We start from the raw sequence: 26,866 nt of genomic DNA on the forward strand, positions 1-26,866 counted from the left end.
TGAGAGAGGTGTGGGTGGGCGGCGGAGCCAGCGCCGGAAGGTCACGTCTGCGGCGGGTGGATGTCTTCACCGGGGGTGGAAGCGGTGGCCGCGGGGGGTGTCTGTTCATCGATCAGGCGGTGGAACAGTGTCTTGCGCCGTGTTCGGCCCAGGTCCGGGGTGCTGGAAGTGCCCACCAGGAGGTCCGCTGCTCCCACCCCGTGGAGGCGCCCGCTCAGTACTGCCTCGGCGATCGGCATGAGCAGGGTGTCGGGCAGCGCGGGGGAGTTCAGCCAGTCGGCAAGTCGGGTGTGGGCTGCTGCCGCTGTCGAGGGTTCTTCCAAAGCGGCCCGCCACCCCCGGACGAAGAGCTGGTCGGTCATGTCGGCTGTGGGGTCGTCGGCGGGCTCGGGTGCCGAGGGCACGAGAGCGTTGTCGGTGATGTCGGTCAGCGCCAGGAAGCTGGTGGTTCCGGCCTTGCGTGTCGCACTTTCCCCGGACTCGGCCCATTGAATGATCTCCGACAGCACCGGGAGGCGCTGCTCCGGTGCCTTCGCCAATGTCCTCACCGCCTTGGCGACCGACTCGCCGGCCAGATCGTCGGTGCGTGATGCGAGGATGCGCAGTCGGGTCAGGGCCACGCGCGGGTACCTCTGACCGAGCCGGCCGGAGCAGATCTCGGCCACGGCCGAGGCCAGTTCCCCGCTGATGTTCTTGTTCTGTGCCCATTGGTAGAGCAGCCTGCGGACACCGGGTCCCGTCTCGGGGTGGAGAGCCATCGTCTCCAGGACGCCGATGGCAAGCTGGCGGTGTCCGGTGCGGCCGGTTTCGATCCACCCGCTCATCACTCTCTGTACCGTCGAGCCGCCCGGCAGCAGGGACAGCTGCACCAGCCGTTCGGCGATGCGGCCGAGATGGCGTACGGCGATTCCGTTCGGGGCGCTGATCTGCGAAGCCCATTCCAGCAGTACACCGCGCAGTTGCGGTCGCTGTTGCCACACGTACTTCAGAACCGCCTCGGACAGCCCGTGCCGTTCGTCGTCGAGCGAAAGGCACTCCTCGCCGACCATGGTGGCCTTGATGGCGCCCAGGCGCGCCGACAGGTCGCGGCCGGCCAGCGCCCCGCCGGGTCGCGGGGTACCGCCGACTTCCTCGAAGAGCTTGTCCGCCGCTCCCAATACGGTCGCGGGGGGTGTGTTCTCCAACAGGGCCGCGGCCATCAGCAGGGCTCGCTCGCGCAGGTCATCCTCGGCCGAGTGCTCCTCGAACCACTCCTCGAGGTGCGTGTGCCATTCGGTGAACTGCTGCTTGACCGCATCCTTGCCGTCCTGGTCGGCCCCGGCGATGAGGCCGGCCAGGCGGGCGGCCTCGGACGCGTGAGAGGCTTCGGTGAGAAGGGTGTCGAGCGGGGGACTCGCCAGCCAGTCCACTCGTCCGTTCGCGCGATGGCGAAGGTGCGCCGCGGCGACCTGCTGAGCCGGCGGCCGGACCAGGTGTGTCGTGGGCACGGTGGTCAGCGTCCTGGGGTTCCAGGAGTGCTCATCGGCCAGAATGACGAGGAAGGCCTCGTCTGCCCGTGCGGCCTTCTGATAGTCGGTGAGCCCTGTGTAGAAGTCGTCGTCCAACCGACCGGATGACGTCAGATCCAGGATGAAGCCGTGCCCCGGGGTGTGGGGGATCTGCTCGCTACGCGGTTGGTCCCAGTCCAAGACCAGCCAGCTGATCCGCTCCTTGGGCACGCCTGCCTTGAGCAGGATGTGGAGCGCGGTGGTCCGTCGCCCCGTGCCCGCCTGGCCGCACAGAACCAGGGTGTGGCTTCGCTCGTGTGGGCTCGTCAGCCTGCCGGCGGCCAGTGATGCCCTTCCGCTCCCGCCGGCACCGGCGACGTCGACGAACGCGTGCTCGGCGAGATTCAGTTCGGCCGCATCGACACTGACTCCGCGCAGGTACTGCCAGCTCCGCTCGTAGCGGTGGATGTGCCTTGTGTAGTTCCCGCCGACCTGCGTCACGTTGGCGTTGTCCGACGCTTGTGCCTTCTGGCTCGGCGGCGTTCCATAGCCCTCACCTCCGAAGCTCATGCTTCCCCCTGCCCCCGGTAGTTCCCGCCGACCTGCACGATCCGTGCCTTGCCCTTGGCTTTGGCGCTCTGCCCTCCCGCGGGAACTGCCGGTTTCTCCGGCGCCGGGCCGTCGTCCGTCCGGTTCTGGCGTTCGGGGTTGCTCCGGTCGCTCGACGAGGTGTTGCTGTCGGCGTTGCAGTAGGAGTCGATGATGGACGGCACGAGTCCCGGAACGTGGAGCCAGCACGGTTCCTTGAACCCGGGCTTGCCGTTCACGAGCGCTGTGGCTTCATGGAAGTCCCGGGGCTTCAGCGTCTTGGTGCGTTGGGCGAGGACGGAGCGGTCGAAGACCGGGGCCGACACGGCAGCGGCCAGGGGCAGGTCATTGTCGAGGGCGGCGTCCATGGCGCGGCGGACGGCCACGCTCTCGACGAGACGGCAGGCGTCGACCGCGGCGTCACCGCGATGGTCGGGGAGGACGAGAGGGCCGACGTGGACGCTCGCTCGCAGCCGGATGGAAGGGGAACTCGCCAGGCGGCTCTGTTCCCGGCGTTCCAGAGCCAGTTTGAGGTGGCCCAGGAACGGGTCGACGAGCCTGGCCGCGTGTCGGGCGGGCAGCAGATAGATGGACCCGTCGCCGCGGTCCTTGACCGCGTTGTCGAGGGTGGCGACGTCGTTGATTCCGCACTGCTCGAAAACGGTGGACAAAATGGACTCCAGATCGGCCAGAGTGGGAGCCATCTTCGCCTCGGGGATCTTGCTGTAGTCCTTCATGTCGATCACCAACAGGGCGTATTCCTGAGGGACATCGTCCGCGTCCGGTGCGACAGCGGAGATCATGCGGCATCGGCCTTCCTGGTAGAAACGATCGGATGGCCCCATGCTGGCCGCGTCGGTCGCACGGTGGTGCCCAGCAGTGGGCATCTCGACCGTGCTGTCGATCACTACTGGGTGGCCGAGTGCGTGCGGATCGATTGGATATCGCGGATGATCAGGCCGCCAGCGGCCTCGGTGGCGAGCCATTCCCGCTCGCGCCATGGCTTGAGGGCCGCTCCTACGGCATTACGGGACGCGCCGATCAATTGCGACAGCTCGAGCTGCGTCAGGCGGACGACGTAGTCACCGCCCTCCCCGGAGGCCGCCTGCAGCAAACGGCCCAGTGCCGAAGCCAGACGCACCGCCACCGGTGCGGTGGCCATCTCCAGGCGTACGGCCTCCGCTTCCCGCACGCGGGCGATGGCGTGGCGCAGCAACGGAGCCAGCAGCGTGTGTTCGTCCACGAAAGCGAGGAAATCCGGAGCCGGAATGATGTGCACGTGGCATGTCTCGGCTGCGATCACCGACGCGGTGCGCGGTTGCGAGTCCAGCACCGCCAGCTCACCCAGCAGCTCGCCGGCTCCCCGAACCGCCAGCAGCGTCCGTTCCCCGTTCCCGCCTGCCAGGGTGACCAGCGTGGAACCCGAATCCATCAGAATCACATGCGTTGCGGGATCGCCCTGCCGCAGCAGCACACTGCGAGCCGGTCGGACTCTCCGGGGTGCGAGATCTCTCAGCCGAGACCACAACGACTCACCGAACACCGTGACATGCGGCTGATACACAGACCCCCCAGGTACCGTCCGTCCTGACTGGATGTTCTCAGCGCATCACGTGCAGCAACAACAGTCCCAATCCGGCCATCGCCAGCCCAGCGACAACCAGATCCACCGCCACGCAAACAGCCTGAAACTTGCGCCGCGCCAGACAGGTGAGCACAGCCAACCGGGCCTCCTCCAGACGCAGCTGCTCCACGACAGTCAACCCGCCGATCGACGCGATCACGGGCCCGATATCGGACCCCCGCCGCACGCCGAGCAATGCTTCAGGCGAACCGACCTGCGGAAGCACCGGACGAAGAGCCCACAGCGCCACGCCCACCGCGACTGCCAGCAAGACCGACGCTACCAACAGCGCGACGACCGAGCACCGCGGCGCGTCTTCAAGGGCGGCGAATAACGCCACGACGGCTGTCAGGAATCCCCCTGCGGCGCCGCACACGGCAGTCGCCTTCCCATCCGCACGCTGGAGCTCGACCACCATCACGGCAGCGACGCCCTGCAGCCGCCTCACCTTGTCCGGACTCTCTGTCCCTGAACGCTCCTCAGCCGGCTCCACGGAACCCCCTCATCCACGTGCACGCATCGATGCCTCCGACTGTGCTCGCTTCTCCTGCAGTCTTGTGCACATCAACGGGCTCCGCACCGGCGTCGTCCGTCACACGTCACCGGTTGGCGGCTGACACCGATCTGTCGGTCACTGTGGCGGCCTCGACGCTGTCGGCCGACATCGGCGTATTCGACAAGGCGTTCGTGACACCTCGTACTCCTCCGCCAGGTGCAGCGCCTCCTCCGGCTGGGTCGTCACCTGCCTGCAGTTCGAGGACTCGGCGTGCCTGAGCGTGTTGGTCCGCTGCGCGGGCCGTGTCGGACCTGGTAAAGCTGTCGGGTCAGTCAGTGCTTCGAACCATGGCCAAGAGGACGGGTGAGTCTGGGGACGGCTGGCTCGTCCCGAGAGCGGTGTAGTTCCACGACTCGTAGAGGTGCTGGACCTTCCCATCACCGGCCTCCGGGTTCACCATCAGGCTCACGTACTTCTCCTCGCGTCCCGCGAGTAGGTAATCGTGGATGCGCTTGGCCGCACCGGTTCCTCGCCAGGCCGGACGGACACCCAGCTCCTTGAGGGCAAAGCCGCTTCCCCGGAGTGACAGATCATCAGGGAACGGTGTGATCCGAGTCCAGTACCTGTCCTGAGGGCCAGCATGGTTGCCGTAGGCGTAGCCAACCGGCTCGTCTCCGTCGTAGCCGATCACGACCTCGAACCCCTCGTCAGTGGCATGCCGATCGAGGCGATCCGAGACGGTGCTGACGGCGTAGTTCGGGAGGTGCAGCAGAGGTGCACGGACCTCCGCCCACAGGTCCAGGAACGTATTCTTCACGGCCCCCAGCTCGGTGTACCGCTGGAGAGTGATCGTGCCCGTCATAGGCCGGCCTTCCGTGTGTCGAGTGCGTACTGAGACCAGGTGGCGGCTTCGGCGCTGGCAGGGGCGAGGGCCTGGAGACGCTTCCCGAAGACGTGCAGCATCCCGGCCACCCGAGGGTGCTGCATCGCCGCGTCACGGGACACCGACATCGCGGTCTTGATCGCGGGCTCCAGATCGCCCTGCTCCAACTGCGCTCTTGCGAGTCGAGACGTGGAGATGGCCTTCGAGCGCGCCATGTGCGGGCGCAGGCTCGCCAGGCATTGATGGGCGTGGTACTCGGCTCGGGCGTGATCACCCAGCTCCAGGTAGGCGGACAGGGCGAGGGAGTGAAGCTCCGCCTGGTCGAAGAAGGCGTTCATCCAGACCGGACGGTAGGCCAACGGGTCGGCCCGGTCCATCGCGACCTGGGCGTCATGGAAGGCCCTGCGTGTCGCGTTCTTGTCCCCAGCGGCACCGTGGATGGCGCCTTGGCGCGCGAGCCCGAGCGAGGCGAACATGGGGTCACGGCGGTTGAGGTCCAGGTTCCTGGCGACCTGGTTCGCGGCGGCCGCGTCGGTGTGGCGGCCCATGTGCCGGTACATGGTGCCGGCGTGGCTCCAGATCCGGAACTTGATCGCCGCGTCGCTGGACATCTCGGCAAGGTGTTGGGCCGCCTGCATGTGGGCGATTGCGGCGTCGTACCTGCGGCCGTCGATCGCGGCCCACATGGCGCTGCTACGGAAGGCGGCAGCGGAGGCGTGCAGATGGCTGCGGACGCGCTGACTGGCGCTTCCCGATTCCTGGAGGGCCAGAGCTTCACCGGACATGCCGGCGGCCTTGACCTCGATGTCTCGCTGGCCGCCATGGCGGTGATCGCTGGCGATGATCTCTGCGAACCGCTCCTGTAGCCGCTCGACGTCTTGCGTCCCGATCCGTTTGGGGGAGGGGGAGGATCCGGTCGGGATCGCGCTGGAGGCGACGATGGAGGTGGTTGCGGTGACAAAGCGGCGACGGAGCACGGAGTCCTCCCGAAGTGCTTCGGAGCTAGGTGGTCTAAACCCTAGTTCCGCGATCGAGCGTCCGAAAACGGACTCCAAGGCAATCCGCGTCTTGCCGGTGGGGCGGCGGGTTGAGCCGTCCAGCAGGTTCCTTACCGTGCGGTCCGAGAAACTACCGGTCTTGCCGGTCAGCCGTTGGAGCGCGGTGTTCATCTCACCTGCTAACTCTTCCTGCTTGAAGCCGAGTTTGGCCAGTGCCGCCCTCAGTTCGGCGTTCTCTCCCATGTTGCTCAAAGTAGTCGGGCCACCACGTAGGAGGCCAGAGGTCTGGTAATTGAGGCGCAAAGTTTTCCGGTCGAGCTTATCGGCTTCGCCATCAACTCTTCCTGTCGCTAAGGCAGTCAGCGGTCCAATCTGTTCCTCACAAGGCCAGAGGCGATCAACGGAGGTGGGAAGCGAAAACCATGGCGATGGACGAGGAGCTGAGGAACGGGCAACGGGCTGCCGCTGACTTGAAGGCCGCTCTCGCCACGAACGACCTGCCGAGCGTCGCCCTGTTCGAGGACCCCAACTTCCCCGGGCGCTGGCGCTTCACCAGCATGACCACCCGCGACATGGAGCGCCTGGCCCACATTCTCACCATTTGGAACACGAGGTGACCTTCGTGGAAGGAGACGTGGTTGTGGACGCACTGAGCCGAGTCGGACGGGTGGACGAGGTGAACGGCCCGATGCTGACCCTGGTACGTCCGCCGGGAAGTACGAGCTGGACCACCGAAGCCCGCCTCTGTCACTACGCGAACGAGGACCAGGCGAAGGTCATCGTCGGTGACCGGCCGGTCCGAGTCATCGGGAACCACGAGCCGCCGGTAAGAAGGTGAAAGGGTTGAGCCAGCGCGAAAGGGAGCCCCGCTTCCACAAAGGCGATCGGGTCTTGGACACCGAGCGCGGCGAGCGGGGCGTGGTGAAGATGGTCCATCGGGGAGTCCTGGAGCTGGAGACCAGCGAGGGCTGCGTGTGGGCCGCCATGGAGAGCGTCTGCGTGAAGGACCGCTCTGCGAGTGAGGCCGGTGAGCGAGGCCGCGGTGGGACCAACGGCCCGGGGCCGGGGAGGCCGAAAGTCCTGATCGGTTTCGAGGTGATCGAGTGCCCGCCCACCGATGTCCGTGTCGGAGACGTGATCCCGCTGGACGGCGGGTACCACCGGGTGGACGACATGAGGGCCCCGAGCGGACGATCCGAGCGGGTGCTGATCTTCCGAACCCATGCCCCCTGGGTAATGGCCATGCACGGCAAGGTCTACCGCCCCTTGGCGCGCGTCGCCGCATAGATTCCCTGTCCCGGACGTCAGGAAGGGGTCCGGGATGGGGGCAGACCCTGGCCGGTCCGGTAGTCGGCGACCGAATCGGTCAGCACCGAAAGCCCCTCGCCCCGGCCGTGATCACCCCATCCATCTCCCCGGCCGGGCGAGGCTCCAATCCCAGACGGAAGCCATGGTTCTGATCGTCCTCATCACACCCTCGGTAGCCGATCTCGGATACCCGCACCCGGTGTTCCGTGACCCGGATACTCAACGGCTCTACGCGTTGAGATGCCCCGGGACTGGCTGTGGTCGGCTCGCCGTCGTGACCAGAGGTCGCATAGCTGACCACACGGGCTACACGCTCATCGACCGGTGCTCCCTCTCCGGGGTCCCCGTAGACGACCGTGCTGCCCGCCGCCGGCCTTCCCGCACCATCGCTCCCCGACCGCAGGCGGACCTACTGGAGACCCCGGAGATGTGGTGACGACTGATCATCTTTGTCACCAGCTTCATCCTCGGTGTCCTCCTGTGTGCCTCCTGGATCAAGAACCCCTAGATCTCCCGCGCGGCGATCAGCCGTTACCCGCGCGGGACGCGCTCCCGAGAGCTTCTGGCCTTTCCCCCGAGCCAGTAAGGGAGCTGGGCCCGGCTGCATGTGTGGTCGCTCCCGAGTAGCCGGGCCCCACCGACTCCCGCCCCAAACGGGCGGGCAAGCCACAAGTGCGGAGGTTGCTGTGACGATCACGCTCTCCCCTTACGACCCACCGGTAGTCGACTGGACTGCCCTGCGGAACTTCAATGCCCTTCGAGGGCAGACCCGGATCTCCCTCACACCCAGGTGCGACCTGGCCTGTCTCTTCTGCCACAACGAGGGCGACACGCCGCCCCCGCTCACGAAGAAGGACCGCACGAAGCAGCCGCGCTCCCGCGAGCTGGCGGCCTCGGACTACCTGACGATCATCGGGGCCCTGGCAGACAGGGGCATGGACCGCTTCTACTTCACCGGCGGCGAACCCCTCACATCCCCGATGGCCCGTCCGGTGCTGTCCGGGCTGCCTCCGCTCGGCCCGGACGGCTCGTACACGCTGATCACCAACGGCACTCATGTGCGCAGGGCTCAGGCGTGGCTCACCAAGACCCGGCTGGACAAGGTCAAGGTCTCCCTCCACTACTTCTCCGACGAGACCTTCCGGACCATCGCGCAGACCCGCTTCGAGATCGCCCTCGTCCTCGACGGCATCGAGGCCGCCCGGGAGGTCTTCAAGGAGGTCGGGCTGAACTGCCTCCTCCTCACGACGAACGCCCACGAGGTCCGAGGCATCCTCGACTTCGCGCTCAACCGCCGGATGCCAGTCCAATTCATCGAACTCGTGAACACCGACTTCAACGAGGGGCTCGCCGATACCGCAGTCGCCGCAGACGACGTGATCAGGCACCTGCGCACCCTCACAACGGACGAGCGGATCGAAGAGGCCGGCGTCGGCCAGGGGCGCCGCGTATTCAACGTGGACGGCATCAAGATCGACGTCATCCACCGAGACCTGGGACGTCACCACGTTGGCCAGTGCGGAACCTGCCCCGTGCGGAAGCAGTGCGTGGAGGGCTTCTGGTCGCTGCGCATCGACCACGGCGGGGGCCTCCAGCCCTGCCTGCTGCGAGACGACCTCCGGCTGGACCTCAGGGACCACCTGACCGACCCGGAGTACCTGGCCGAAGTCGTGGCCAAGCACGTCACCGCTTTCACGGAGGGAACCCTGTGATCGACTCCAGCCAGCTCCCCGGAGCCTTCGAGCCCATCACCTACGACGAGGACCGCGCCGAGGTGTTCATCGCCCTCGAATCGCCCTCGGGCTTCGGCAAGTCCACTCTGGGCAAGCTGCTGTCCCGCAGGTGGAACGGGTGCGTGATACACACGCTGGCCTCACCGCACAACGAGTGGTCGCGGGAAGCCGGCACCCTCATGCCGCTGCCCCAGTTGGCCTTCTACCTGTCGGGATTGCTTCACGTCTCCGACCGCGCCCGCCAGGCCCTCACCATCGGCCCCGTGATCGCGGACCGCTACACCTCCTCGGTCGTTGCCTGCCAGGCCGCCATCCATGGCGCCACGACCTCCGAGGTAGACCGGCTGCTCTTCCCGTTCAGGCCCTACCTGGTGGTGCCGGACGTGACGTTCTACCTGCGCTGCTCGGAGGAGACCCTCCGGAGCCGCCTGGAACAGAAGCCGGACTACAAGCAGGACGACGCCGACCTCTTCGGCATCCCCGGCCGCTTCAAGAGCCTCGTGGACAGCTTCGAGGCCGTCGCCGCCGACGACCCCACCGCCGTCATGCTCGAAACGGACGGGCTCACCCCGAACGACCTCGTGCACGCGGTCACAGCGCACATGGAGACGATCCGTGCTTAACCCCATTGACGTCGACACGGTCATCCGCGACGGCGGGGCATCCGGCCGCTTCCCCGAGGAGATCCACTCCGGGGTCGCCTGGTGGATCGCTTCCTGCTTCGTCGTCGTGACCCGGGCCACTCAGCTCGTCGTCGCCCACGACGGACACGAAACCAGCAGCGAGTTCTTCGACCGGCTGTGCAGGGGAGCCATCAACGCCAGGCACTACGCCTGTCGGGTCTTCGACCACGGCATCGCAACCGAAGACGAGTTGCTGGCGGCCATGGCCGCCCAGGACGGCATCCCCGGCATCCGCGTGAAGACGGACGCCCAGGACAACGGCGCCCAGGTCGTCACGATCACCCTGTACGCGAAGGACGGGAGCCCGATCAAGGACAGGTCCGGCCTTGTCCTGATCCGACGGATGATCAGCGAGGACCAGGTGCCCATCCCGGTCAACGAGCACGCCCGAGGCACCATCGAGCCCTACCCGGGTGTGATGTGGAGGTGAAAGTGATCAACGCGGCGGAGATCATCCACACGGAGACGAACATCCTCTTCGTCACCTTGGACTCCCTCCGGTACGACGTAGCCCGCACCGCCCTGGACGAAGGTCTGACCCCGGCCCTGGCCGGCCTTCTCCCCGAAGGCGGATGGGAGCTGCGCCAGACCCCGGGATCGTTCACCCTCCCGGCCCACACGGCCTACTTCTCCGGCTTCCTGCCCAAGCTCCCGCAGCCGGAGCAGCCGACACGGCTCTGGGAGTGCCGCCCGCCAGCCTTCAAGAAGGTGCCGCCCGAGACCTTCGTCTTCGACGCCCCGAACCTGCTGGCCGGCCTTGGTCAGTACGGGTACCAAACCGTGTGCATCGGGGGCGTCACCTACTTCTCCCGGGAAACGCCGCTCGGCGGGGTGCTCCCCGCGATGTTCGATGAAGACCACTGGCGCCCCGAGTTCTGCTCGCCGGAACCGGACTCCACCCGGCATCAGGTCGACCAGGCCCTCAGTGTCGCGGAAGGCCACGCGGGTCGCCCGCTCTTCCTCTTCGTCAACGTGTCGGCCACGCACGTCCCCCACGCGCATTACCTCGGTGAGAGCACGGACAGTGCCCTCTCGCAGGCCGCAGCACTTGCCTACGCCGACGAACACCTGGGGCGGCTGATCACCACGCTCACGCAGAATCAGCGATGGCTGATCATCCTCTGCGCCGACCACGGCGACTCGTTCGGAGAGGACGGTTTCTGGGGGAGGGGAACTGCCCGCCCCGAGGTGATGAATGTTCCGTTCGCGGCATTCACTCGGTGAATCAGGTCTACTCTCAATCGATATGGACCACACGGACAACACCCCGGACGCGGCCGTCATCGTGGCCGTGGACCAGGACGGCCTTGTTGCAATTCTGAACGCCGAGTTCCCCCGCCACGGCGGCGAGTACCTGTTCCTCCCCGGAGGACGGGTCGAAGGGGACGAGACCCCCGAGGAGTGCGCTCGTCGGGAACTCCAGGAGGAAGCGGGAGTCACCGCGGAATCCTGGAGGAGCCTCGGTTCGTACGCCATCACCCTCGGGAGTCCGGCGCGCGTTCACCTCTTCGAGGCTCACGACCTCACCCTGGGTGCCCAGCAGCTCGAACCGTCTGAGGCGGACTTCAAGCTGTCCTGGTGGCCGATGCAAGACGCCATCCAGGCCGCTGCGGAGGGACAGTTCCTTCTCCCCGCCGGCCCCCTGGCGCTCATGCTGGCAGGCCGCGCGTAACACAGTCGGGAAGGAGTGCGGAGGAGGCCGTGAAGCGCGCGGCCGTCGGAGCCGCGCAAAGCCGATCGAGACCAAGAGCTGGCGGCGGCCGGGGCGTGGGACGGTGCGGGTGGGAACCGTTGTCGACGACGGGCCTCTCTCGGACAGGAGTCCGACGGTCACCGGATGCTCGTCTTCACCCCCGACGGCCCCGAGGCCCGGGTACTGCTCCAGACCCGCCGCGGCTCCCTGATCCAGGACGCGTTCCCCGATCTCATCACGGCGGCCGAGCGACTCCCGCACGGCCTGGTCCTCGATGGTGAAGTGGTCGTGTGGGACCTGGAGGAGGGCAGGTTGTCGTTCGAGGGCTTGCAGCGCCGTGCCGCCGCCCGCGCCCTCACCGCCCCGGCCGCCCGCATGCCCGCCCACTACGTCGCCTTCGACCTCCCTCACCTCAACATCAAAGGGAACCCGCGCGAATCGAGAGACCCCAAGCAGCTGGACCAGCGCGAACTCGAGCTTGAACTCGTAGCCCAGGTGCAAACCGCCGCCGCCTGGGCCGCGGAAATCGGCGGGGCTGGCGACCTCATGCTCTCCGCAGCGCTCCATCGCTTCGACGACGACCTCATCCCGCTGCGCCTCGTTGTGTCCGAGAGCGCCTTCCAGCACGGTCCCGTAGGGCCAATCTCCCGGACCCCTGCGCAGACCACGGCGAACCTAGCAGCGCTGATCGCGGATAAGCGCGAGGCCGTCAGTACGGCCTACTCTCTCGTCGCCGATCTTCTTGCTGACATGGGAGCCCATCAGCCCCACGTGCTGACCCCCGAGGGCGACATTCGAGTAGACCGGATCGATGGCCCCGACCGCAGCGCGCTGACGGGCTGGTAGGACGAGACGCCGCCCCTGATGCCGGGTGAGGTCGGCAAGCGACAGGAAGGCCCCCGAGACCGACCCGGGGGCCTTCGTAATACTCGCTTGAACTGGGCCAACACCACCCACGGCCCAGTGTCACGCCCAGTCGATGCCGAGCTTGGCGAGGGCGGTGATGTCCAGGATCGGTTTTTGTGATCGGTTCGTGGGTGGGCTGAGCTCGGCTTATCAGTTCGAGCGTCTGATTTATTCGTGGGGGCGTGCAGCGGGAAGCGATCGTTTGGTGGGTTGTAGCGGCCGTTTGAGCTGTGGGCTTGTCAGATATCAGGCTCGTTGACCAGTTGTGACCATGTTGCCTGAGTGCTGGTCACTTTCTCTGATTGTGGGTATGTGCTGGCCTGCAGTCGGCTGTTGAGAGCAGCTGGAGACTACGTTGAGGTAGGCGTCCCCGTTGGAGCTAGTGCTGCGGCGAGAGTCCGGCGCACTCCGAGGTGTGGGTCGGCACTCAGGGCATCCAAGATACTTTGCGGGAGGTCTTCGGCTCGTTGGGCGACAGCGGCTCGTACCCAGGGCGCAGCATCCCTCGCCAAGGTGGTCAGAAGCGGATCGGTGCGCGGCAGGTGGTGGACGCCGATCGCCCGCACGTACTTGCAGCTGTGCAGGGTGAGTCCGACCGCATAGGGGGCAAACTGCGATGCTCCTTGAGCAAGGGCACTGATGCAGCGTGCTCCTCGGATGCGGCGCTGTTGTTCTGCATCCTGCAGGAGGGGCAAGGCCTCGCCTACGACCGCCTGCGCGAGATGCAGATCCTTGTGCGTCAGCTCAGCATCTGTCTTCCTTGAAGCAGCCCACGCCTCGGCCGCGACACGCAGGGCGTTGCCCGCGAAGCTCTCCGCTCCGGAACGGAATCGAGCGCGGCTGAGCGGTACGTTAGAGCCGATCTCCCATTGATCCATCTCTGACAGCTGGGGTGCGTGGTTGACTGCAAGCAGCCGGTGCGCGATCTCCTCAGCGGGCGTAGTGGGAAGCTGATCGAGGAGCGGCCGCAGCGCCAGGACTCGGCTGTTGCGGGAGTCAGCGGAATCGTGATGGTCTTCGACCATCGAAGTCAGATGCAGGGCCACCGCTACGGCCAGTTCGGTGGGCGGGCCTGCTGAGAGCAAGGCCGCTTCGTCAGGGCTACTAGCCTCGGCACTGTCCGCCCTCACGTCCGGCGTGTGACTGCCGAAGCTCTCAGCGTGTCGGGTTTGCTGGGCTGTGGCGGTGTGGTGCTCTACGAGGATTTCTCCCGCTGAAGCTGTCCGTTCCGGGCTAAGGCTGCTGGCCGGCACGTCCACGAGGTCGGCCTGCGGGCAGGCCAGCAGCCCCAGCAGGAGGCGGACTGTTGCCCCCTCTCGCGTGCCGAGGTGCGTCACTGATTTGGGTACTCCGACCGGTTCACGAAGCAGTGCCGCGCATGCCGAACGGCTTCGCCGTTGTGCCTGCTCCGCCGTAGGGCGCCAAGCATTGAGCACATCAATTGCTTCGGGAATCTGCGCTGTAGCACGCTGCTCCACGCCAGACACGAGAGCCGGTCGCCCGTCTTCAGGTAGCTGCCCGACGACGTCCCAGAGATCATGCTGGTTGGGCAACTGCATCATGCTCATCAGCGCCTGCGCGATGTCGTCCCGGCGGTTTTCAACGGAGTGGAGCATGTTGACCAAGAGCTCAGCCGCTTCCCCGTTGTAGCGCGTTTCCTGGCTGATCGCAGGTGACAGGAGGGCCAGCACGGTGCCCACCGCTGAGTCGGGGAGTCGGAAGGAGAACGACCTGATCGCCTTGAGCGCGTCGAGTTCCGGGTGCGGGCGCACCGCCGGGGATCTCCACAGGCCCTTCGCCACCTCCACCAGGGAAGTCACCGTCGCGTCCGCGTCCGCACTGCCGATGAGCGCTTCCTGTGCCTCAACCACTTGGACGGCCGCCGCCACGCAACGCCGAACCGGCGACCGCAGCCAGAAACCGACTTCGACCAGCTCCTGCATTTCCCCGGCGAGCTGAGCAGCCTTCTTGGCAGCGCCGCAACGCAGGTAGGCCTCCACCGCCTCGGCCGGATGTCCGCCAGCGGCCAGGACATCGCCGAAGAGCTCCATTGCCAGCAGTTCTTCCTGCCATGCGCCCTGCAGGCGCGACTCCCACAAATATCGCCGGGTGTCACCGAAAGCGTCAGGCAGCTTCTCACGGTGTGCCGCTTCATAGGCCGTCAGAGCCGGGTCGAAGGGGCCAGCCAGAAGTCTCTTCCGGTTCGGTAGGGCCTGAGTGATCGCAGCAAGGCCGAGCACGAATCTGCCCCTGTCGTTTGCCAGCCGTCGCGACGCCCGGAGCGCGAATCGTGCATCCCCGAACCAACCGTCCTCGCTGCTGGCGAGAACAGACTGGTGCCACAGTTCCTCAGCACGGTCAGGGGCACCACGCAGGGCAAACGCATGAGCCGCACGTGAGGTGATCAGTCCACGGGCTTGCTGGTATCGGCCAGCGCCCGCAGCGCTCACCAGCCCACTGTAGGCGGATTCCACGGCCTCAGACGAGGAATCCAAGCGCAAGGACGCATCCGCCACTCCACAGGCTAGGCGGCCTCGGATGAAGACGTCGTGGCTCTCTGCGCCCCCAGCCAGCGTACGCAGCTCGTTCAGCAGCGCTGGGGGAGCCTCTTCGGAATCAACTACAAGCGAGCGAGTGGGACTGTCGTACAGTCCGTCGACTAGAGCTTGCTCCAGTACGAGACAGCACAGCAGTCCGGCATACCGGTCTGCTGTGCCGGTGAGCTGGCGAAGCGCGGGCACAGTTTTAGTTAGGCGGCTTCCTTGCTCGTACCAGGCGGCCACGCACTCAAGGACTGTCCACCGTGCGGTTCGCGGCTGGCCGGTCTGGGAAGCCAACGCTTTCAGCGCGCCCGAGGAGTGCGAAGAACTGCGCTTGAGGACCTCGTCCAGCTGTAGCTCGAAGAGCAGGTCGAACGCCTGTCCCGCATCGCCCGCCGCGCTGGCCATGTTCGCCTGCAGGGCACGCACCTGCGCCGCGTGCCCCGGGAAGTTGCCCTTCTTCAGTGCCTCGGCCAGTTTGCCGTACAGCTGTGCAGCTTGAGCGGGGTCCTCCTTTTCCACTAGCCGGGCCTCGTCCTCCAGAGACTGCAAGCCGAGCACGGCTACAGGACCGTTCACCAGTCCCAACGGCCGCGGTGCGGCCGCGTCGTTCGGTGCGGGCACGAAGCCGCACCAGGCTTTCGCCCACGCTTCGCCGAACACCGCTACAACGAGGTTGGTGGCATCCCGGAGCTTTCGGCCCACAGCCTCCGCGCCCCAGCATTCGATCTCCAGGTCTCCGGCATAAGCGTCCTGAAGGTCCGTCACCGCGTTCACCAAACCGGTATCGAAGTCGAACGGTGCTGCAGTCACCAGCACGAAGCGATACGGGTCGAAAAGCCGCGGTGGCGCACGGTGCCCCCGGGGGCGGGGGGCGATGGCATAGTCCTTGATCGCGCTCTTGATCCGGGGAACGGTGAGCTCCTGGTACCGCTTCACCTGGTATAGCGACCGACGTCCGTCGGGCTCACGCGCGACAATGTCGAGCCCATGCTGCTCCTGCCCACTGCGCCCGTAGAACTGAACGCCCCTGTTGTCTTGTCGGCTCACGATCTCGGTGATCAACCATTCGAATGCCTCTGGATCCAGCTCCGTCAAGGGCAGCCGCTTGGGGTTCTGTACAGGCAAGGGCAATGAAGCTGGTCGCACTCGCCTGTCCAGCTCTGCCGGCGACAGTGAGATGTAACCTGCAGCAGCCAACTCATTGGGTTCTACACCATCCACTGAGACCTCCCCATCGGCCACTACATCACAGCTGCCGCTGTGCTGAGGCAGTGTGAGGGATTGTGGCTCACGCCGCGCAGCCCCCCGTGCATGCTCCGAAGCGACCATGCTGCCACTCGTTCCCGGGGTCGGGACACCATCCGCTGCTTTCTGGGACGGTACGCGCGTGTTCCCGGGCCGTGCGGGCCATCTCGGCGGTGATGCCGACATCGGAGAGGAGTCGTTGCTGTCCGTCGTGGAGCTCGTCAAACATGCTGCACTGGCGCCGAAGCCATCGCTCGGTGGGGGAGTCGCCGAGGTCACGGAAGCCGATGTCGGGACAGAGAGGCCGGCTGGTTGCGGCGTCGCGGGCCCGGTGGTAGCTGCGTTGCCATTTCATGTTCCAGGGCGGGCACCACAAGGGATCGACGGCGGCGAGGGCCTGTTGCCGTTCGGGGGAGAGGACTCTGCGCTGTTGCTGGCTTCGTTGTCCGGCGAGCCATCGGCCCGGCGGGTACCCGTGGTGAAGGGTGGTCGCGCTGACTCCGGCGAGGTGTCCGTGTTCGGCGGTGTAGGAGCGGGCTTGGGAGAGGGCTTCTTCGGCGTCGGCCCTCATGTTGCGTCTCCTGGGGCGGGTGGCGGCCGCCGCAGCATTGATGCCCGTCTGGGTGAGGAGGCGTTGTTGTTCGGGGTGGCGGGTGCATTTTGAGCGGTCCAGCGACTGTGCTGGCTCACTGATTTTGCGCAGCGTCCGGGCACATCAGTTGCTTGACCTGTGTAGTCCTGAGCGCGGAGCCCTGCTGTGCAGGTTGGTTGAGTACTGCGCAGCTTCACTGATCCCCGGTATGTGGTGGCGGGGGTTAGGGGGCGGGATTGGTGTCGAGCCAGGTAGTGGGGATGAGTTTTTCGCCGCCGCGCCAGTTGTAGCGGACGGAGTCCTGGTACCAGGGGTGTGGCAGGTCGGCGTGGTCGCTGACGATGATCTGGAACTTGGGGGCGAGCTCGGTGACGACTTGGTGCATGAGCTTGAAGAGTCCGGTGACTGTCACGCGGTCTTCGTCGAGGGCGATGTCTTCCAGTCGTCCTCGTGCTTTGGCCATGTCGGAGGGGTAGTAGGGCTGGGTCGGCTGGTCGAGCATGAGGAAGCGGGGTACTGGCCGGCTGTTCGCGGTGAAGTACTGGTGGAGGGCGAGATGGGCGGCCAGGTGGTAGCCGACATGGTTCTTGCCACTGCCGATGCGGAGCAGTTCGGTGATGCCGTTCGGGGTGTCGGTGACGACGGTGAGCTTCTTCAGGTTCAGGCGGACCAGTCCGTCGCCGTGCTCGAGTCTCAGGAATTTGGCGTGGCTGCTCATCTTGCCGCTGATGTAGCCGAGACTGTGGGTGAGCTTGTCGTCGATGGCTTCGCTGTCAAGCTGGGCTTCGAGTCCTTGGACACGTTGCTGCGCGATGTCGACGTCTGCTTGCAGTCGCTGAAGGTGTCCACGGCCGGTTGTGGTGCTGATCTGGCCCAGGTAGGCGCTGATCCTGCCGCGGGTGTAGGCCTGGGCCTCAGCTTGCCCGAGGAGGCCGGCCTGCTCGGAGCGCTGTTCGGCGATGACGCTGAGGGCGCCTTCGATGCCGCGAAGCTGTTCACGGAGACCCATTGTGGTCTGCTCGATCTCGCGCAGGGCCTGCTCGCGCCGGGGTTGGACTGCTTGGACCGTGTCGAGCTGGCTGCGGAGCTCTTCGAGTGTGGTGTGCATGTCGCCGACGGTGGGGTCGGGCTCGGCAAGCTCGTTTCCGCACAGGGGGCAGCTGTGTTCTCCGGGGAAGTGGTCGGGGACGAGGTTGAGTGCGGACAGGCGTGACATGCCACGGGTGACGGCTCCGCTGTAGCCGGCGGCCTGGGACTCCAGGTCGTTCAGGAGCTGGCGCTCTTCAGCCAGGGAACGCAGCTGGCGGCGCAGAGCCGCGGACTGCTCGCCCAGGACAAGCTCCTGTCGGCGCTGCTCCTCGTCTCCGTCGCGCCGGGCCGGCCGGAAGGAGGAGGCCTGCTGCAGTGCCTCGATGACTACGTCCCTGTCCGGGCTGCTGAAGGCGTCGTTGGCCAGGAGTCCGTGTACGCGGGCTTCGCCCAGGAGGGACTGCAGCTGTGATTCCACGTTCTGGTTTGCTTCTTGGGCGGCTTTGAGGCGGTTCTCCGCGCTGCGCAGGGCTCGTTTGGCTTGGAGGAGCTGCTGCTGGAGTGCTGCCTGGTCTTCCGGGACCGCGCCGAGGAAGTACGGGATCGTGGCCTTCAGGCTTTCAGGGATCTTGTTTTCGTTCTGGCGGTGGAACAGGATCCTCTTGGACGCGACCTCGTCCTGGTTCTGCAGACAGAGCATGACGGCGTGACCGAGATTGGCGCTGAGCGGGGCGGCCAGACTGCTGGCCGCGGGCTCACTGCGGGTGTCTCCGATGCCGATCCGGCGTCCGATCTGCTGGCGCAGCTGGGCGGAGTCGGTGTTGATGCGCAGGTCCGCCAGCTGCGGGACACCAAGGTCACTGCCGACCTCGAACATGGCGTTGGTGACGGACTTGGCCGTCGGACCAGGTGCCGGCCGTGCGGCAAGGACGCGGGTGTCGGCCAACTGTAGGATGACGGCGTACCAGGCGACGGTGGTGAAGATCGGGCTGACCGGGAGAGTGGCCTCGTCTCTGCCGAGGCAGTAGTCGACGATGTCGAGCAGTGCGCTTTTTCCTGTCTCGGAGGTGCCGGTGACGATGTTGAGTTCGCCGAGCCGGAAGTCCAGGACGCGCTTCTCGCCGCTCTTGCTGTAGAGGATGATCGACCGGATCTGCACCCGCTCAGGGTCTCACGCCTAACAGCGCAAAAACGGTCGAAGGGTTTTCTGACTTGGCTGTCCAGCGGCCTATCAGCGAAGCGGCCTTGATGAGATCGGCGAGCTCACCTCCGGCCCGAGACCGCGCCAGTGTGCCTTTGAGGCAGCCTTGTTCGATCGCGAGCATCTGGTGACGGAGACCGAAGCGCAAGCCCTCTCGTACCGCGGGTGCCAGGGAGGCGCCGCGTGGCGCAAGGCTGGCGACGAGTGCTGGGTGTTCTGCCACCCAATTCGTCAGGTGGGTGCGCGTAGAGGTAGGCAATGCCCGCCGTGTGGGCCGGTGAAGAACCAGCGGGGCCAGGACGAAGACCATGGGCCACGGCATCAGCCTGCCGGAGGCCTCCCGCTCGTAGTCGCGTGCCGCGGTGGCGGCGATGGCGGCTATGAGGGCAGGGTTGAGGAAGGCGGCGCTGGCCTGCGGCCTCCGCGCCCAGCTAGGCACGCGCGGCCCTGATTAAATTCTTCACCCGTTCCTCGAAGCCGGGATGCCATCCGATCCGACCGAGGTCGGCCAACTCATGGTGCTTGCCGCGGGAGAAGAACGCCTCGTCGTACGCCTCACGGATCCGGACGCGGGTCTGGTCCAGGGTCTTGCGAAGCAGTGCCCTGCCGGCCTGTTCCTGGGCACGATCGCACGCGTCATCGCCCAGTTCATCGAGCATCCACTCGAACTCCCGCTGCCACTCGTCGGAGAGGTCGTCTTCGAACCGGGCCAGCTCGTCGAGGTCGACCAGGTCATCTTCGAGCCAGGCCACCGTCTGGGTGTAGGCGCGGTAGTAGTCCACCATCGCCTTGTTCAAATGGCGGCCAGCGCCTACCCACCGCAACTGGTGGACGAAAGCCGCCTCCGAAAGCTCGGCCTCGGCCTCTGCCGGGAAGTCCTCACGCCCCACGAGCGTGGGCAGCCTGTCGGAGGTGTAGTCGTCTCGGATGCGGCTGATGCGCTGCATCACCCGGGTCACGGAGACGCTGGTGTGCCGCTTCTGCAGCATGTCCACGGTCTGCTCATACCACCATGCCCACAGCTGCTTCATGAAGGAGTCGGTGTGCCCGTCGGGGAGCGCGGGCCTGAGTTTCACTCGAACCTGCGCGTCGAGGTCGTCGATGGACGGGGTGCCGTCGATGACCCGCATCCGTTGGACGAAGATGGCGCGCTGCGCGGGCTGGAGTTCCAAGAACGCGGCCCGTGCGTCCGCGGTCCCCGCGGCCGTCGACTCCTCAGCCGCGGCGGTCAGCAGCTTCAGCGCCTCGGCGGCCTCCGGAGCCGGCGCCTTGAGCGCGGCCATAGCAGTCCCTGGGCGCGCCTGCTGGGTGGTGACAAGGGTCAGTGCAGGGCCGTTCTCGTCGCCGGGGGCATGGGTGTCCATCCACGACTTGATGGTCCGCCAGACGTCGTCGTCCTTGTCACCGAGAGTGCGTACGCCGCGGATGTGATGCTTGACCTGCAGCAGATCAATGGGCCGTCCGTCCTGTTCCCACGCGACATCGTCGTGGAGTTCCAGGCTGATCGCCCCGTCAGGCCGGTCCTCTCGCCCGCGCAGCAGTTCGAGCAGCGCGAACTGCGCCTGGAAGAGATAACCCATAGCGGACGCCGATGCCTCATGTGCGGAGGACGCCATGCCCTCAGTCTCCCGATTCCGATGTTGATCTGTCCAGAACACCACACTAATCGAACATAGTTACGCACGTTAGATGTCGTCCTATGTGTACTCGAAGTGGCTGCTGTCGCTGAGGGGCGGTTACGGAATCGACCCATCACCGTGGCGACGTTGCTGCCGCACAGCTGGGTCCGCGACGGCGAAGGCGGGGTGTGGTCGGGAGACCGTCTCTCCTTCGAGGCGCTGCAACGCCGCGCCTCCTCCGGTGGCCGGAGCTGGCCCACGCGATGCCCGCCCATTTCATCGCCTCGACGTCCCTCAGGTCGGGGCTGCGTGTCCACTCGTTTGAGTTGAAGTGCTGCAGATCCTATTCGGCTCCTCTCGCCCGGCGCTTAGCGTCGTGCCGGTATCGACCAGGACAGAGGCGTCCGACGGGAAGGCCGCTGTCACTGCATCTGAGGGGATGGACCGGACGGCGATGGCGATGGCACAGGACATGACAGCCGCATCGGAACTGGCGGTGCTGCGAGCTCTGGAGCGAGCGGGAAAGCGCAAAGTCCCCCGCTCCGAGCGAGGCAGGTTGAACGTCGTCCCGCCGTGGGAGATCTACGCCCACCGGCCGCCGGTGGACCCGAGCGATCTCGACAAGGCGCTTGCCGATGCCTGGGACCTTCCCGCAGCAGTGGGGTTCTCGGAGGAGCTGATCTCTGCTCTGGACGCCTACGCCCGAACTCTCCTCGCCTCCGGCCACACGTTCAACCGAGATGATCTGCAGCGAGTCCTGGCACGCCTCTGACCGTGTGCGCGGGACAGGTCGCGCGTGAGCCGTAGAAGTTCGAGATCTCCGTCGTGGTCAGCACATCTCCCGGACACCCGCACAGTGTCGGCTCGCACCAGCGGCTTCCCGAGACGCCCGTTTCGGGAGGCCGCTGGTGTTAGTCCTCGTCTTCACACCGGTGAGTTCCCGAATCCAGAAGCCCGTGGGCGCGGTCGACCAGGAGCTCCCCATGCCACTCACCGGTGCGGTGGATGCGGGAGAAGCTACGCACCACCGCCACCGCCCGGGGACGCGCACGACGTCTTCAGCCACCCGCAGGCGCCGATGCCCGAGAAGCTGCTCGCGTTCCCGGCCCACCCCAAGGACCACGACCGAGAGCTCGTGGCCGGCCACGGTGGGGGATCGACCCGAAGGCACTGCGCGCGCTGAAGGCGTCGCGCACCGACGTGGAAGCCGTCGATCGCACGGCCGACCGACTGCGCCGCCTCCAGGACGCTTTCGCCAAGGAGGCCGATGCCCGCATCACCGCGGCCCGCTACACCGAACAGGACGACTACCCGAGTGCTCCCGGGGCGGCCCCGGGTCCTGACACCTGACACCCTATGGGCCTTCTCCACCCTCACCCACTCGAAGGGCGCCAACGCGCACTACCGGAAGCGACGGGAGCACGGAGACTGGCATGCACAAGCCCTGCGGCACCTTTTCAACCGCATGCTCGGCCAGCTCCACCACTGCCTCCAGACTCGTATCCCCTTCGACGAAGTGATCGCCTTTCCAGTGGACGCCGCTACGGCGTGACTGACGAGGACTCCTCCTCCGGGGCGGCCATGACCAGACCGGAACTTACGGCCTGGTGCTGATCGATCCCAAGGCGCTGGAGGTAGGCCCAGCGGTCGAGCTGGTAGCAGGCCCATGAGGGGTCGTACGCCGCCGTCGGCAGCTGCGGTATGCGCTTGCGGCCGGTTTCGTCGAGGCGGTAGGGAGCGTCGAAGGCTTTGTCCCAGCCGTCCAGGTCTGCGGCGAAACGAGCGCCCGCTTCCGCGGCGTCGATCCCCAAGTACTGGGCGATCTCCGACCAGGAGCTGCCCCGTTCGCGTTCGTAGATCACGGCCGAGGCCAATGCGCGTTGAGCGAGTTCGATGAGCTGGAACGCTTGGCTGACCCGACCCCCGGGACCGGTGTCAGGGTCGTTCTCGGTGGCGACCAGTCCCCTCGCGCTATCAGCTACGTCCACGACGTGGTCGCAGAGGACTAGGCGTGCCAGCGCCTGGCGGGTGAATCGGGCACGGTCGGCGTCGTAAGGGGTCGTCTCAGTCACCCGCACAGCCTCCCAGGCTGTGTCCGCAGCGAGTACCTGATTTCCGACGGGGACCGGGCTCCGCTTGACGGCTTAGCCGCATGAGGTGTCTTTGTACGCGTCAGCCGGACAAAGAGGTTGATCCGGTGGGACCGGCCGGGGCGGCCAGCCCGGCGGCGGACCCGTCCGCATCCCCCGCGTCCGCGGAGTCGCTCAGGAACCAGTCCCGGCCCCGTGTTCGCAACGGGCCCCACTGGAACAGGCCGAGGTGGGAGCGTGGCGGGATGGAACGTGAGACGGAGCCGCGGGTGTACGGGTGGGAGCCGGGGGAGCCGGCGGGGCCGACGGCCGGGCATGACTACGCCGAACTGGTGGGCGGCCCGCTCGATGGCCTGTTGCTCGACGTGACCGGCTGGACGGTGGCGGATCGGGCGGGAGGTGCGCTCCTGATCGCCGATCTCGGCCTGTACGGGCCGGGCGGCCGCGCCGACTACGCGCCCGACGACGATGACGCCGGCGGCCCGTTCCGGTGGCGCGGCGACACGGCCTGACCCCCCCGGCCCCTCCCTCGACGGAGGGGGAAACATCGGGGGAACCATGAGGGGAACCTAGAGGGGGAAATGGAGGGGGAACCTAGAGGGGGAGGCATGGGGGGAAGCCGACTTCGGGGAGGTTCCGCGTTGTGGCTGCTCAGGTGCCGTTCTGTGGCCGGTGACTTTCCGGACTTTCTCTTTGTAGGTGCTTGTAGGTAGTTGATTGGTTGTTGGTTTCTGGGTGTTGGGTTCGTCGTGGGTGTTGGTGGGTTCTCTGGTTCTCGGGGTTGGTGTTCGGTCGTTCCTGCCGGCTGTGTTGGAGTCCCTGCTGTTGCTGCCCGTGGGTGATCTCTTGGCTGTCCTGAGTCCCTGAGTCCCTGAGTCCTTGAGTCCCTGGTGGTTGTCCGCAGGTGGCCGTGTGACGGGTCTCTGGCGGTTGTGCCTGGGTAGGGTCGGGTTCAGTCCGTGCTGACATGGGTGTGCGGGTCAGGACCGGTGCCCAGAGCGCTCTGGGGCAGTACGACCGGACCGTCTCCGGCCCCGGTGCACCTCACGGTGTGCCGGGGCCGCACTGCGTTCCGGGATTACCCGGCCACATATTGAATGAGCTTTCGTCAGGTGATCAGGTGCCGGTGCTGCGGCGGCTTGCGGGGCTAACCCCTCCCTGTCGCAACCTGCTGCCGACCAACCCGAGACGACCCGTCCGGCTGGTCCGCGCTCCACCGCACCGCATGCCGACCCTCGGCATGCCCGACGAAGGGAACCGTCCCGTGTCCTCGCTCGCCCTGGCCGTCCTGCTGTACGCCCTCCGGCCCCGACCTGCGCCCATCCGACCGCCTGATCACCACCCGCCGGACGAACACCCGTCAGATCAGGTCCAGCTCCTCCACGGTGTACAGCGCCTTCACCCAGTCCGCAGCATCTTCTCCGTCCAAGGGGGCGCTCGTAGCGGCCCGGCTTCCACACCACGTCCTCCGGCAGAACCACCGGCCGCCCAGCGGACTTGTGCTGTGGCTTCCCGTAGGCCGCGCGCACGGTACGGATCGCGCCCTCGTACGAATCGGTTTCGGTGTCGTGCACATCAACGCCCACCCGTCACGCTCAGCGCACTGTGCCCGGAAGCTACCCGGCGCGCACGGCCGCAACGGGATGTTCCGGGGGAGAGGGCAAGCCCAAGGGGACCCTGGGCAAGCCGTCTCGGCCGGTGGCTTGCCCACCCTGGCCGGAGCACGCCGGGCGGGGCGGCATCAGTCACAGTCCCGCCGCGCAGTTGCCCGGTGAGGCCGCGGCTGACCGATGGCCGGTGACCGGTCGGCGGGGGAGTTGCATAGATCGATCACGGCGCCTGACATGCGGTTTGACCGACGGGCCGAGGAGATCGGTCGGGCATGCCCGGGTGCCGATCTGCCCGGCGGGCAAGCCCAAGGGGACCCTGGGCAAGCCACCCCGGACGGCGGCTTTGCCCACCCCGCCCGGGTTGGGCTGAGCTGGCCGAACCGGGCCGGACAGCAAGGCCCGACCGGAGGAGGACGCGGTGCGCGGATTCGAGACGGGTCAGACGGTGGTGCGGCGTGACGTGCACCGGTCGGGCCGGGTGTGGCGCGAGCAGGCACTGCGGGTCGTCGCCGATACCGGGGAGGCGCTGGTGACCGCCTGCGCGCCCGGAGCGCAGGCCCGTTGGCCTGCCCTGTACGCGCAGGCCCGTGCGGAGGGGGACCGGTCGATGCGTACGGAGGCGTTCGAGGCGATGTCGTCCGGCCGGTAGGACCTTGTGCCCGCCGTGTGGGAGCAGACCGACCTGCTGCTGTGGAAGGCGCCGGCGGCCTGGTTCGGCATCAACGCCTTCTATGTCCGGGACGGGAACGGCGCCAGCTGCGGAACTGGTACGTCAACTTCGAGCACCCCACCCGCCGCACCCCGGCAGGGTTCGACACCTTCGACCTCACCGTGGACCTGCTGGTCACGCCCGACCTCACCGGGTGGGAGTGGAAGGACGCGGACGAGTACGCCTATGTGCGGCGCCTGGGCATCGTCTCCGACACCGAGCACCAGGCCGTGAACACGTCGAGACGGTGCTCCGGACCCGTCCAGCCACAGGAACAGACCGCGCCGTCATGGCCCCGCTGCTGACCATCGCCTCGGAGGAGTCTCGCGACTACCGGAGGGGCTGGGTTCCGTGCCAGCCTCCCGCGCGCACCTGGCGATGGCCGGCCTCCGGCCGGGTATGGCCTGTCGGAAGTGTGACGTCCGTGGTGGCGGATATCCAGGAGTCCCGCGGAGCGTGGGTTGTGATCGTTGGGGTCATGCCCAGTCCGCGCCGGCGTGGGTGCATGGGTCAGGACCGGTACCCAGAGCGCGATGGAGCACTACCGGGCCGCCCGCGGCCCGGGTCGGCCGAACAAGTTCCTGAAACCGTGCTCGAGCCGGTCTTGCCGCGTCACAGCGCACGGTGTTCGCGTTGGGCACGGGTGAGCGACAACAACTCCCGCGCCGGCAAAGTCCGGCCCTTACGGCCGGCGCGCCCGCACCGGCCTGCCGGCTGTGCACCGACTCCGACCAGCCCCTCGTCGAACCGGCACCGCACAACACCCCCGGGCCGCAGAGGCCTGCGCTCTGCGCGCCCTGCCGGTTACGCCGACCCGGCCGAAGGCAGCCTGGACTCGGCCCGGCCGACCGTGCCTGGAGACGGCTGGAGCGCGACATCGCTCGCCTGACCACCGCCTACGAGCGAACCCAATGGATCCCTTCCGAAGATGAGCTGGAGTTCGCCGCGGGCCTGGCGCGGATGCCGTGGACCGAGCACGCGATCCGCACGGCTCTGCGCGAGGCCGGCGACAGCATGCGGGTCGGCCGCCTGCCCCGGCTCCTGGACGCCAACGCGATCACCGTGCTGCGCCATGTGAGCGCGGATGATTCCGCTCTGCACACACTGCGCCGCCTGGTCGACGTTCTGGCCCCCGAGGCGGAGCGGCCGCCGTGGCCTCCCGGAGCCGCCTGAGGCGCTCCACGCCCAGTTCAGCGAGCCGGCGACCGACATTTTCGCCGTGTCGGGTGACGCCGGGAACGACGGTGGCCGGGCCGGCGCCGTCGTCCAGGAGCTGGGCGAGGTAGGCGTGGTGTCGTTGCCAGTCCACCGTCCAGCCCCTTTTCCCGGGTTCCAGTCCCGATCGAGGAACGGGTCCTTGTCCAGCCCTTCGGGGCGGCGGTTGTTGGTGAGCCACTGTCCGACGGCCCGGTCGAGCATGGTGGAGTGCCGCGTCGCGCAGAGCGTTCCGTGGAGGTCGAATGGGGCCCGGGCCGCGGCGAGGTTCTCGGCGAACCTGGCGCGGCGGTGTCCCACACAATCCCGGAGGGCATCGCTCCTTGGCGTGATGGTCGGCTTCGTCACCTGATGATCTGGTCCCCGTCAGGCACATCCTCGACCGTGACAATGCCGCAGGGCATTCCAAGTCCCCGCGACACTGTCCGGGCAATCTCGTTGAAGTCCGGGCCTTGCGGGATCGACCTGTTCCCCCTCGCCCTAGCTCTCCAGCGCTTTGACGAAGTAGCTCGGATGCCAGGCGCCCACGGCCCCCTGACCTCGATCGCCGCCACAGGGCGCCCACCGACGAGTTGCTTGAGCGCGCCCAGAATCTCATCGGATCGCAGTTCGCC

The 26,866-nt window shown here is 66.9% G+C and carries 27 protein-coding genes and 1 pseudogene; 16 read left to right on the forward strand and 12 right to left on the reverse strand.

What is annotated here, in order from left to right; translation table 11 throughout:
* Positions 1-41: 41 nt before the first annotated feature.
* The 6 genes from ACFY0I_RS31785 to ACFY0I_RS31810 all read right to left on the reverse strand — a co-directional run bounded on the left by ACFY0I_RS31785 (position 42) and on the right by ACFY0I_RS31810 (position 6,319).
* Positions 42-2,057, reverse strand: a complete 2,016-nt coding sequence (locus tag ACFY0I_RS31785) for a hypothetical protein (protein WP_388902211.1) — start codon at positions 2,055-2,057, stop codon at positions 42-44.
* Positions 2,054-2,878, reverse strand: a complete 825-nt coding sequence (locus tag ACFY0I_RS31790) for a hypothetical protein (protein ID WP_388902213.1) — start codon at positions 2,876-2,878, stop codon at positions 2,054-2,056. The genes ACFY0I_RS31785 and ACFY0I_RS31790 overlap by 4 nt, the downstream gene beginning before the upstream one ends.
* 104 nt (positions 2,879-2,982) lie before the next feature.
* On the reverse strand, positions 2,983-3,549 hold the full coding sequence (locus ACFY0I_RS31795) for a Crp/Fnr family transcriptional regulator (RefSeq protein WP_388902214.1): 567 nt from the start codon (positions 3,547-3,549) through the stop codon (positions 2,983-2,985).
* Between the two features lie 127 nt (positions 3,550-3,676).
* On the reverse strand, positions 3,677-4,192 hold the full coding sequence (locus tag ACFY0I_RS31800) for a hypothetical protein (RefSeq protein WP_388902216.1): 516 nt from the start codon (positions 4,190-4,192) through the stop codon (positions 3,677-3,679).
* Between the two features lie 331 nt (positions 4,193-4,523).
* Positions 4,524-5,057: a GNAT family N-acetyltransferase gene (locus ACFY0I_RS31805; RefSeq protein ID WP_388902218.1), complete on the reverse strand. Its 534-nt coding sequence runs from the start codon at positions 5,055-5,057 to the stop codon at positions 4,524-4,526.
* Positions 5,054-6,319 (reverse strand): XRE family transcriptional regulator, encoded by a 1,266-nt coding sequence (locus tag ACFY0I_RS31810; RefSeq protein ID WP_388902220.1) that lies wholly within the window; start codon positions 6,317-6,319, stop codon positions 5,054-5,056. Before ACFY0I_RS31810 ends, ACFY0I_RS31805 begins: the two co-directional genes overlap by 4 nt.
* Before the next feature lie 179 nt (positions 6,320-6,498).
* Between ACFY0I_RS31810 and ACFY0I_RS31815 the strand changes: the two genes are divergently transcribed.
* The 9 genes from ACFY0I_RS31815 to ACFY0I_RS31855 all read left to right on the forward strand — a co-directional run bounded on the left by ACFY0I_RS31815 (position 6,499) and on the right by ACFY0I_RS31855 (position 12,339).
* Positions 6,499-6,693, forward strand: a complete 195-nt coding sequence (locus ACFY0I_RS31815) for a hypothetical protein (protein WP_388902222.1) — start codon at positions 6,499-6,501, stop codon at positions 6,691-6,693.
* 23 nt (positions 6,694-6,716) lie between these two features.
* Positions 6,717-6,914 carry a hypothetical protein gene (locus ACFY0I_RS31820; protein ID WP_388902224.1) on the forward strand — a complete coding sequence of 66 codons (198 nt, stop codon included), beginning with the start codon at positions 6,717-6,719 and terminating at the stop codon, positions 6,912-6,914.
* A gap of 53 nt (positions 6,915-6,967) precedes the next feature.
* Positions 6,968-7,363 carry a hypothetical protein gene (locus tag ACFY0I_RS31825; RefSeq protein ID WP_388902226.1) on the forward strand — a complete coding sequence of 132 codons (396 nt, stop codon included), beginning with the start codon at positions 6,968-6,970 and terminating at the stop codon, positions 7,361-7,363.
* 707 nt (positions 7,364-8,070) lie between these two features.
* Positions 8,071-9,096 (forward strand): radical SAM protein, encoded by a 1,026-nt coding sequence (locus ACFY0I_RS31830; protein WP_388902227.1) that lies wholly within the window; start codon positions 8,071-8,073, stop codon positions 9,094-9,096.
* Positions 9,093-9,740 (forward strand): dTMP kinase, encoded by a 648-nt coding sequence (locus ACFY0I_RS31835; RefSeq protein WP_388902229.1) that lies wholly within the window; start codon positions 9,093-9,095, stop codon positions 9,738-9,740. The genes ACFY0I_RS31830 and ACFY0I_RS31835 overlap by 4 nt, the downstream gene beginning before the upstream one ends.
* Positions 9,733-10,230, forward strand: coding sequence for a hypothetical protein (locus tag ACFY0I_RS31840; RefSeq protein ID WP_388902231.1), 498 nt, complete (start codon positions 9,733-9,735; stop codon positions 10,228-10,230). The genes ACFY0I_RS31835 and ACFY0I_RS31840 overlap by 8 nt, the downstream gene beginning before the upstream one ends.
* Positions 10,231-10,232: 2 nt before the next feature.
* On the forward strand, positions 10,233-11,024 hold the full coding sequence (locus tag ACFY0I_RS31845; RefSeq protein ID WP_388902232.1) for an STM4013/SEN3800 family hydrolase: 792 nt from the start codon (positions 10,233-10,235) through the stop codon (positions 11,022-11,024).
* A 22-nt stretch (positions 11,025-11,046) separates the two neighbouring features.
* Positions 11,047-11,472, forward strand: a complete 426-nt coding sequence (locus ACFY0I_RS31850; protein WP_388902234.1) for an NUDIX hydrolase — start codon at positions 11,047-11,049, stop codon at positions 11,470-11,472.
* 165 nt (positions 11,473-11,637) lie between these two features.
* Entirely contained in the window at positions 11,638-12,339 is a 702-nt protein-coding gene (locus ACFY0I_RS31855; RefSeq protein WP_388902236.1) for a hypothetical protein, read from the forward strand.
* A 410-nt stretch (positions 12,340-12,749) separates the two neighbouring features.
* Here ACFY0I_RS31855 and ACFY0I_RS31860 read toward each other — a convergent pair whose 3' ends face one another.
* The 5 genes from ACFY0I_RS31860 to ACFY0I_RS31880 form a co-directional block, all read right to left on the reverse strand.
* Complete coding sequence (locus ACFY0I_RS31860; RefSeq protein ID WP_388902238.1) at positions 12,750-16,067, reverse strand: hypothetical protein; 3,318 nt, start codon at positions 16,065-16,067, stop codon at positions 12,750-12,752.
* Positions 16,068-16,230: 163 nt separating this feature from the next.
* Positions 16,231-16,758, reverse strand: a complete 528-nt coding sequence (locus ACFY0I_RS31865; protein ID WP_388902240.1) for a helicase associated domain-containing protein — start codon at positions 16,756-16,758, stop codon at positions 16,231-16,233.
* A 244-nt stretch (positions 16,759-17,002) separates the two neighbouring features.
* On the reverse strand, positions 17,003-18,967 hold the full coding sequence (locus tag ACFY0I_RS31870; RefSeq protein ID WP_388902242.1) for a DUF3732 domain-containing protein: 1,965 nt from the start codon (positions 18,965-18,967) through the stop codon (positions 17,003-17,005).
* 4 nt (positions 18,968-18,971) lie between these two features.
* A complete protein-coding gene (locus ACFY0I_RS31875; RefSeq protein WP_388902244.1) occupies positions 18,972-19,448 on the reverse strand; it encodes a three component ABC system middle component in 477 nt (158 codons plus the stop codon).
* Positions 19,441-20,625, reverse strand: coding sequence for an ABC-three component system protein (locus ACFY0I_RS31880; RefSeq protein ID WP_388902246.1), 1,185 nt, complete (start codon positions 20,623-20,625; stop codon positions 19,441-19,443). The genes ACFY0I_RS31875 and ACFY0I_RS31880 overlap by 8 nt, the downstream gene beginning before the upstream one ends.
* A gap of 334 nt (positions 20,626-20,959) precedes the next feature.
* On the opposite strand from ACFY0I_RS31880, the gene ACFY0I_RS31885 reads away from it, so the two are divergent.
* The 3 genes and pseudogenes from ACFY0I_RS31885 to ACFY0I_RS31895 all read left to right on the forward strand — a co-directional run.
* On the forward strand, positions 20,960-21,400 hold the full coding sequence (locus ACFY0I_RS31885) for a hypothetical protein (protein ID WP_388902247.1): 441 nt from the start codon (positions 20,960-20,962) through the stop codon (positions 21,398-21,400).
* A gap of 428 nt (positions 21,401-21,828) precedes the next feature.
* A complete protein-coding gene (locus ACFY0I_RS31890; RefSeq protein WP_388902249.1) occupies positions 21,829-21,978 on the forward strand; it encodes a hypothetical protein in 150 nt (49 codons plus the stop codon).
* Positions 21,962-22,180, forward strand: a pseudogene (locus ACFY0I_RS31895) (IS110 family transposase); the annotation flags it as partial. The gene ACFY0I_RS31890 and the pseudogene ACFY0I_RS31895, both read left to right, overlap by 17 nt.
* Here the strand turns inward: ACFY0I_RS31895 and ACFY0I_RS31900 are convergent.
* On the reverse strand, positions 22,170-22,700 hold the full coding sequence (locus ACFY0I_RS31900; RefSeq protein ID WP_388902251.1) for a hypothetical protein: 531 nt from the start codon (positions 22,698-22,700) through the stop codon (positions 22,170-22,172). The pseudogene ACFY0I_RS31895 and the gene ACFY0I_RS31900 overlap by 11 nt on opposite strands.
* Positions 22,701-22,963: 263 nt before the next feature.
* Between ACFY0I_RS31900 and ACFY0I_RS31905 the strand changes: the two genes are divergently transcribed.
* The 4 genes from ACFY0I_RS31905 (at position 22,964) to ACFY0I_RS31920 (ending at position 26,210) form a co-directional block, all read left to right on the forward strand.
* Positions 22,964-23,230: a hypothetical protein gene (locus tag ACFY0I_RS31905; RefSeq protein ID WP_388902253.1), complete on the forward strand. Its 267-nt coding sequence runs from the start codon at positions 22,964-22,966 to the stop codon at positions 23,228-23,230.
* Positions 23,231-24,746: 1,516 nt separating this feature from the next.
* Positions 24,747-24,977, forward strand: a complete 231-nt coding sequence (locus tag ACFY0I_RS31910; protein ID WP_388902255.1) for a hypothetical protein — start codon at positions 24,747-24,749, stop codon at positions 24,975-24,977.
* Between the two features lie 41 nt (positions 24,978-25,018).
* Positions 25,019-25,342 carry a DUF402 domain-containing protein gene (locus ACFY0I_RS31915; RefSeq protein ID WP_388902256.1) on the forward strand — a complete coding sequence of 108 codons (324 nt, stop codon included), beginning with the start codon at positions 25,019-25,021 and terminating at the stop codon, positions 25,340-25,342.
* A 655-nt stretch (positions 25,343-25,997) separates the two neighbouring features.
* The gene (locus tag ACFY0I_RS31920; RefSeq protein WP_388902258.1) at positions 25,998-26,210 is read left to right on the forward strand and encodes a hypothetical protein; all 213 of its coding nucleotides are present in this window, start codon (positions 25,998-26,000) and stop codon (positions 26,208-26,210) included.
* Positions 26,211-26,866: the final 656 nt, after the last annotated feature.

The organism is Streptomyces sp. NPDC001568, from assembly GCF_042893755.1.
In the GTDB taxonomy this organism is placed as follows: domain Bacteria; phylum Actinomycetota; class Actinomycetes; order Streptomycetales; family Streptomycetaceae; genus Streptomyces.

What these genes read in the sequence shown, in the direction of transcription:
- ACFY0I_RS31920 (WP_388902258.1), top strand. Translation starts at nt 25,998, where the DNA reads ATGCCGTGGACCGAGCACGCGATCCGCACGGCTCTGCGCGAGGCCGGC.
- ACFY0I_RS31855 (WP_388902236.1), top strand. Translation starts at nt 11,638, where the DNA reads ATGCTCGTCTTCACCCCCGACGGCCCCGAGGCCCGGGTACTGCTCCAG.
- ACFY0I_RS31850 (WP_388902234.1), top strand. Translation starts at nt 11,047, where the DNA reads ATGGACCACACGGACAACACCCCGGACGCGGCCGTCATCGTGGCCGTG.
- ACFY0I_RS31810 (WP_388902220.1), bottom strand. Translation starts at nt 6,319, where the DNA reads ATGGGAGAGAACGCCGAACTGAGGGCGGCACTGGCCAAACTCGGCTTC.
- ACFY0I_RS31805 (WP_388902218.1), bottom strand. Translation starts at nt 5,057, where the DNA reads ATGACGGGCACGATCACTCTCCAGCGGTACACCGAGCTGGGGGCCGTG.
- ACFY0I_RS31880 (WP_388902246.1), bottom strand. Translation starts at nt 20,625, where the DNA reads ATGGCGTCCTCCGCACATGAGGCATCGGCGTCCGCTATGGGTTATCTC.
- ACFY0I_RS31905 (WP_388902253.1), top strand. Translation starts at nt 22,964, where the DNA reads ATGGAACGTGAGACGGAGCCGCGGGTGTACGGGTGGGAGCCGGGGGAG.
- ACFY0I_RS31790 (WP_388902213.1), bottom strand. Translation starts at nt 2,878, where the DNA reads ATGATCTCCGCTGTCGCACCGGACGCGGACGATGTCCCTCAGGAATAC.
- ACFY0I_RS31815 (WP_388902222.1), top strand. Translation starts at nt 6,499, where the DNA reads ATGGCGATGGACGAGGAGCTGAGGAACGGGCAACGGGCTGCCGCTGAC.
- ACFY0I_RS31785 (WP_388902211.1), bottom strand. Translation starts at nt 2,057, where the DNA reads ATGAGCTTCGGAGGTGAGGGCTATGGAACGCCGCCGAGCCAGAAGGCA.
- ACFY0I_RS31865 (WP_388902240.1), bottom strand. Translation starts at nt 16,758, where the DNA reads ATGAGGGCCGACGCCGAAGAAGCCCTCTCCCAAGCCCGCTCCTACACC.